The organism is Parafrankia colletiae (assembly GCF_001854655.1).
In the GTDB taxonomy this organism is placed as follows: domain Bacteria; phylum Actinomycetota; class Actinomycetes; order Frankiales; family Frankiaceae; genus Parafrankia; species Parafrankia colletiae.
On the sequence record NZ_MBLM01000049.1, the window covers coordinates 1 to 6,388 of the forward strand.

General features: G+C 68.8%; 5 protein-coding genes and 1 pseudogene. 2 read left to right on the forward strand and 4 right to left on the reverse strand.

Annotation, left to right across the window (positions count from 1 at the left end; all coding sequences use genetic code 11):
* A partial coding sequence (locus CC117_RS07860) for an IS6 family transposase (protein ID WP_071083094.1) occupies nucleotides 1–556 on the forward strand: 556 nt, incomplete at its 5' end.
* 183 nt (nucleotides 557–739) lie between these two features.
* Here the strand turns inward: CC117_RS07860 and CC117_RS07865 are convergent.
* The 3 genes from CC117_RS07865 to CC117_RS07875 are packed head-to-tail and all read right to left on the reverse strand — an operon-like array spanning nucleotide 740 to nucleotide 4,671.
* Complete coding sequence (locus tag CC117_RS07865) at nucleotides 740–1,384, reverse strand: response regulator (RefSeq protein WP_084131725.1); 645 nt, start codon at nucleotides 1,382–1,384, stop codon at nucleotides 740–742.
* Nucleotides 1,384–2,553, reverse strand: coding sequence for a sensor histidine kinase (locus CC117_RS07870; RefSeq protein WP_241829929.1), 1,170 nt, complete (start codon nucleotides 2,551–2,553; stop codon nucleotides 1,384–1,386). Before CC117_RS07870 ends, CC117_RS07865 begins: the two co-directional genes overlap by 1 nt.
* 39 nt (nucleotides 2,554–2,592) lie before the next feature.
* Nucleotides 2,593–4,671: an MMPL family transporter gene (locus CC117_RS07875; protein ID WP_071083096.1), complete on the reverse strand. Its 2,079-nt coding sequence runs from the start codon at nucleotides 4,669–4,671 to the stop codon at nucleotides 2,593–2,595.
* 176 nt (nucleotides 4,672–4,847) lie between these two features.
* Between CC117_RS07875 and CC117_RS40410 the strand changes: the two are divergent.
* Nucleotides 4,848–5,766, forward strand: a pseudogene (locus CC117_RS40410) (IS5 family transposase); the annotation flags it as partial.
* Nucleotides 5,767–5,832: 66 nt separating this feature from the next.
* On the opposite strand, the gene CC117_RS07885 reads toward CC117_RS40410, so the two are convergent.
* On the reverse strand, nucleotides 5,833–6,388 hold a 556-nt coding region (locus tag CC117_RS07885), incomplete at its 5' end, for an IS6 family transposase (RefSeq protein ID WP_071083094.1).

The window sequence follows — 6,388 nt, forward strand, 5'->3', positions numbered from 1 at the left end:
CGTCACGATCTACCGGTGGGTGCAGCGCTTTACACCCCTGCTGGTCGAGGCCGCGCGGCCGTGCCGGCACCGACCCGGCGACAGGTGGTTCATCGACGAGACCTACGTGAAGGTCGCCGGCCTGTGGACCTACCTGTACCGGGCCGTCGACCAGCACGGTCAGGTCCTCGACGTCCTCGACGTCCTCGCCAGCACGCGCCGCGACCATGCCGCCGCCCGCCGGTTCTTCGTCCGGGCGCTGTCTCATGGCCGGCGGCCGGTGGAGGTCACCACCGACAAGGCCCCGGTCTACCCGCGGGTCCTGGACGACCTGGTGCCCGAGGCCTGTCACGTCGACGCGGCCCGGGAGAACAACCGGATCGAAGCCGATCATGGCCGGCTCAAAGCCCGACTCCGGCCGATGCGCGGCCTGAAACGGCTCCGCTCGGTCCAGACGATCAGCACCGGGCACGCTCTTGTTCAGAACATCCGCCGTGGCCACTACGAGCTCGCCGTCGATACCGACCCGAGACTGCGGCTGGCCGCCGCGTTCACCGAACTCGCCGCCGCCGTCTGACCGTCGGTCGCCGCGGCCGCTGGCATGCCCTGCTTCCTCACAATGCAACAGTGCGCCTACATCCCCCGCCCATCGGCGCTGCACCAGCACCTCCTCACCGTCCTCGGCGTCGACCCCACCCGGCCACCTTGATCGGTAACCAGGCCGGTCAACCCATCGAAACCCCATGTGCGGAAGACAGACCTAGGGGAGCCCGGCTTCGTAGGCGGCGATCACGAGATGGACCCGGTCGCGAGCGCCCATCTTCGCGAGGATGCGGCCCACGTGAGTCTTGGCGGTCAGCGGGCTGACGACCAGCTCGTCCGCGATCTCTTGGTTGCTTCGGCCCGCGGCGATGAGCCGAAGCACCTCGCGTTCGCGCGCCGTCAGGCTGGCCAGCCGCTCAGGCGCAGGCGCGTCCGGGTGACTCAGCGCACGGGTGATGACCGCCCTGGTCGCGCCGGGCGACAGCAGCGCCTCCCCCGCCGCGATGGTGCGGATGGCGTCCAGCAGCGCGTCCGGACGGGTGTCCTTGGGCAGGAATCCGCACGCCCCCGCGCGAAGGCCGCGCAGTACGTTGGTGTCTGTCTCGAACGTGGTCAGGATCAGCACCCTGCTGCCGCTCGCTCCATCGTCAGCGAAGATCTGCCGAGTCGCCTCGATGCCGTCGGTGCTCGGCATCCTGATGTCCATCAAGACGACGTCGGGGCGCAGGTCCCGGGTCAGCGTCAGCGCCTCGTCGCCGGTGCCGGCCTCCCCGACGACCTCCATGTCGTCAGCGGAGTTAACCAGCAGCGCGAACGCGCCGCGCACCAGTGTCTGGTCGTCGGCGAGCAGGACCCGGATCACTACGGCACCCGCCAGATCTCCGGCAGCGGCAGGCTGGCCCATACCTCGAATCCTCCGGACTCGCCCGGGCCTGCGGACAATTCGCCACCGACGGCCTGTGCTCGCCCTGTCATCCCGGCGATCCCGAAGCCGGGTGTCACGGTTGAGCTCGGTCGCGCGGGCCCGTGATCGACGACCGCGATCCGCAGCCGGTGGCCGTTCTGGTCGAGCCGGACGGTCGCGTGCTTGGYCGTCGAGTGTCGAATGACATTGGTGAGCGACTCCTGGATAATCCGATAGGCCACGACGGACACCGTCGACGGCAACTCGTCCGGGAGCCCGTCAGCCTCCACGTCGACTCGGACATCAGCCGCCTCGGCCATCTCCACCAGACGCTGCAGCTCGCCGAGGTGGGGCGCTGGCTCGGTTGGCTCGGCCTCGCCACCATGCAGCACGTCCAGAACGGCACGCAGCTCATGGAGTGTGGCCCGGCTCGTGTCCGACAGGTCATGCAGCGTGCTGGACAGCTCCCGCAGCGACGCGTCCCCGCGCCTCGGCAGCTGGTCGATCAGGTGCGCAGCGACGGACGCCTGGACGTTCGCGACCGCGAGGCCGTGCGCTAGGACATCGTGCAGCTCGGCAGCGATCAGGACCCGCTCCTCGGCGACCCGCCGCTCGACCTCGTCGGCACGCTCCTGCTCGAGCCGCGCGGTGACGGCGGCCGTCCAGTTTTCATGGAAGCGGACCGCCAGCCCGGCGAAGAAGGCCATGAACAGCCAGCCGACGCCGAGGAGAGCATCGTCAGGTGCCCCCGACGCCTCGTCGGCGAGGACCGGCACGGTCACCGCGGCCACCGCCAGCAGGGCGGCGGCGGCCCGCCGCGGTGGCTCGCTGCAGCGCGCCGCCGTGAACGCCGCCACAAGTGAGGCCGGCATCGTGGCCTCATGGGGATAGTCGAGGATGTGGTACGGCGTCGACACTGCGAGGACCGCGAGGACGACGAGGATCGGCCAGCGCCGGCGGGCCAGTAACGCCGCCGACATCGCGCCCAGGAGCGCGATCGCCCACAGATCTACGCTTCGCTCGCCGTCGAAATCGACCGCCTCGAGCGTGATCGCGGCGACGACGCCGAGCACGAACGACGCCGCTGCCAGCAGCCGATCGGCTACTGGCGGACGGAGCGCCATCATCGTTCACACAGGGTCATCGACACAGTCCTATGCCGCGCGCTAGAGCTTGCTGGGCCACCAGATCCGCGAACCCAGCGACATTGTCAGTGCAGGAACCACGATGGACCGCACCAGCAAGGTGTCGATGAGCACGCCGACGGCGACCAGTATCCCAATCTCGACGAGCATGACGAGCGGCAGCGTGGCGAGCACCGCGAACGTCGCCGCCAGCACGACGCCGGCCGAGGTGATAACGCCGCCGGTCACCGCGAGGCCACGCTTCGTGCCATCGACAGTGCCGTGCCGGGCGGCTTCCTCGCGTACCCGGGTCATCAAGAAGATGTTGTAGTCGACACCGAGTGCGACCAGGAAAAGGAACCCGATCAGGGGCACCGACGGCTCCAACCCGGCGAAACCGAGCACCTGGTCAAACAACAGGTTGCACAGTCCGAGGGCTCCGAAGAACGACACCAGGACGGTGGCGACCAATACCAGCGGAGCCACGATCGCCCGCAGCAGTAGCCCGAGGATGGCGAGCACCACCAGCAGGATCAGCGGCATCACCAGATTGCGGTCGCTTTTGTTGGTCTCGGCCTCGTCAAGCCTTTCGGCACTCGGCCCGCCGACCAGCACGGCCTCACCGGCGACCTGGTGCACGTGCTCCCGCAGCCGCTTGATCGTTGCCGTCTCACCCGCGCTTTCTGGCGAGTCGACCGGGATCACGGAGATCTCCACCCAGTCGTCGCTGGCCCGGCCGATCTCGGCTTCGGCAACCCCCAGCGTACTTTCGACGGCGGCCAGGACCTCGCGGCTCTGGTCCGGCCGACTCATCACGGTGAGCGRCTGACCGCTCTGGTCGGGGTAGCGCGCCTCGATCAGCTTCGCCCCGGTCACCGACTCCGGTGTCGAACGGGCGAACTGGTCCAGCTGTGGAAGCGAGCCGCTGGCACCCACTGTGCCCAGCGCGAGACCGCCCAGGATCACCAGCGGCACCGCCCAGCTGACGACGCGGCGGCGCGCAACCAGCTCGCCAAGCCGAGCCCACCGAGAACCAGATATGTGTGCCTCAACCCCGAGTCGCGGCACGAACGGCCAAAAGACCCGGCGCCCGAGCACCACCAGCAGGGCCGGGAAAAGCGTCAGCATGACGAGCAGCGCGGACCCGATGCCCGCCGCACCCACCGGGCCGAGACCGCTGGTGCTGTTGAGATCCGCGGCCAACAGGCACAACAGGCCGGCTACCACCGTCRCCGCCGAAGCGAGGATTGCCGGRCCGGCCCCACRCAGCGCCGCCAGCATCGCGTCGATCGGCCGCTCGTGGTGATGCAGCTCCTCGCGGTAGCGAGACACGAGAAGCAAGGCGTAGTCGGTGCCCGCACCGAAGACCAGGACGATCAGCAGCGCCGAGCTCATGCTCGTCACGGTGAAGTCGAAGATCTGGGTGAGTGCGTAAACAACACCCATCGACATGATCGCCGCGACCCCGACCGCCGTGAGCGGGACCAGCCACAGCAGCGGACTGCGATAAGTAAGGATCAACAGGACCGCCACCACTACGGCAGTAGCGAGCAACAAAGTCGAGTCGACGGCATCGAAGACCTCGTCCATGTCGGACCCTAGCGCGGTCGGACCGGTGACATATGCGTTCAGACCGTCCGGCTGGTCGGCGAGAAGGTCGCGCGCCTCCGCGGTCGCGCCAGCCTTCTCGTCGATCGCCTCGCGGTCGAGCGGCAGCGTGTACATCAGGGCCGTGCCGTCCTCGGAGTCGACGATCTGGGGCGGTGCGTCGGTGTCGTTGCCGAATCGCTCCGCCAGCTCGGTCTGGCCGCGTACGACCGCCTCCCGATCGCCCGGTTGGAGGCCGTCGGGTCGTTCGTACACGACCACGAGCAGGCCGTTCTCACCGCCGGGCAGCTCGGCCTCGGCCTGGAGCACCTTGGTCGACTGGGCGCTGGCCGGCAGGTAGTCGGCCTGGCCATCGCGGGTCACCGAGGCGAGCTTGCCGGCGAGTGAGTAGCCGCCCACCACCAGCCCGATCCACACAGCCAGCATGAGCCACGGCAGCACGGTCTTGGTCCGTGATCTCTTCGGTCTGGTATCGGCACCGGAGTGGTCGGGCGCCCGTAGTTCAGAAGTCATGGCGATCACGCTGCCAAGCCGGCGGGGCTGACGCGTCTGGCCACGGCAGACACTTCGCCGTACTCCGCGCGGAGTACGGCGACGGCTGGGGCAGACGGCTAGGGCCTGTTCTGGGTCTGGATCACAGTCGGGGTGTTCGTCCTTCGTCCGGGTGCTTCGGCTGGTAGCACGGTTGTATGACGCGTGGTGACCTGACCGACGGTGAATGGGGGTTGATCGAACCGCACCTCCCGCTGGGGGCGTCCGGACCGATCCCTGACCTGCGCAGCTACTTCAACGCGGTGATGTGGAGGTTCCGTACCGGCAGCCCCTGGCGGGATGTGCCGAACCGCTACGGCTCCTGGTCGACGATCTACGACCGGTTCCGTCTGTGGGCGCGTGACGGGGTCTTCCAGACCCTCATGGACGCGATGATCACCGAGGCGGCGGTGCGCGACGGTGTCGATCTCAGCCTGGTCAGCGTGGACTTCACCGTCGCCCGCGCGCATCACCACGCGGCGGGCATGGTGGTCGACCCGGACCTCCTGGAGGACATCGAGAAAGCCCTGACGGAGGAAAAGGGGCTTCGGAAACCGGACAAAACGACCCGGTAGCCGAGGTGTCCGAGGACGCAGAGGAAACCGAACGGGCCCGGCGCCGCGCGGTACGCCGACGCCACAAGGCCCGGCTGAAGGCCGCCGAGCTGGGACGCTCCCGGGGCGGGCTGACCAGCAAGGTGCACCTCGCGACCGACCGGCGCTGCCGCCGCTGTCCATCATCCTCACCCCCGGACAGGCCGCGGACAGCCCGCGTTTCCTCCCGGTCCTGAAGAAGATCAAGGTGCGTGGACCGGTCGGCCGCCCCAGGACCCGGCCGGACGCGGTCGCCGCGGACAAGGCGTACTCCTCCCGCGCCAACCGTGCCCACCTGCGCACACGGAAGATCCGGGCGGTGATCCCGGAGAAGGCCGACCAGATGGCCAACCGTAAGAAGCGCGGCAGCCTCGGTGGCCGCCCGGTCAGCCACGACGCCACGCTCTACAAAGACCGCAACACCGTGGAGCGTGGCATCAACAAGATCAAGGAGTGCCGGGGTCTGGCCACCCGCTACGACAAGACACCCGAAAGCGCACTGTTGCATTGTGAGGAAGCAGGGCATGCCAGCGGCCGCGGCGACCGACGGTCAGACGGCGGCGGCGAGTTCGGTGAACGCGGCGGCCAGCCGCAGTCTCGGGTCGGTATCGACGGCGAGCTCGTAGTGGCCACGGCGGATGTTCTGAACAAGAGCGTGCCCGGTGCTGATCGTCTGGACCGAGCGGAGCCGTTTCAGGCCGCGCATCGGCCGGAGTCGGGCTTTGAGCCGGCCATGATCGGCTTCGATCCGGTTGTTCTCCCGGGCCGCGTCGACGTGACAGGCCTCGGGCACCAGGTCGTCCAGGACCCGCGGGTAGACCGGGGCCTTGTCGGTGGTGACCTCCACCGGCCGCCGGCCATGAGACAGCGCCCGGACGAAGAACCGGCGGGCGGCGGCATGGTCGCGGCGCGTGCTGGCGAGGACGTCGAGGACGTCGAGGACCTGACCGTGCTGGTCGACGGCCCGGTACAGGTAGGTCCACAGGCCGGCGACCTTCACGTAGGTCTCGTCGATGAACCACCTGTCGCCGGGTCGGTGCCGACACGGCCGCGCGGCCTCGACCAGCAGGGGTGTAAAGCGCTGCACCCACCGGTAGATCGTGACG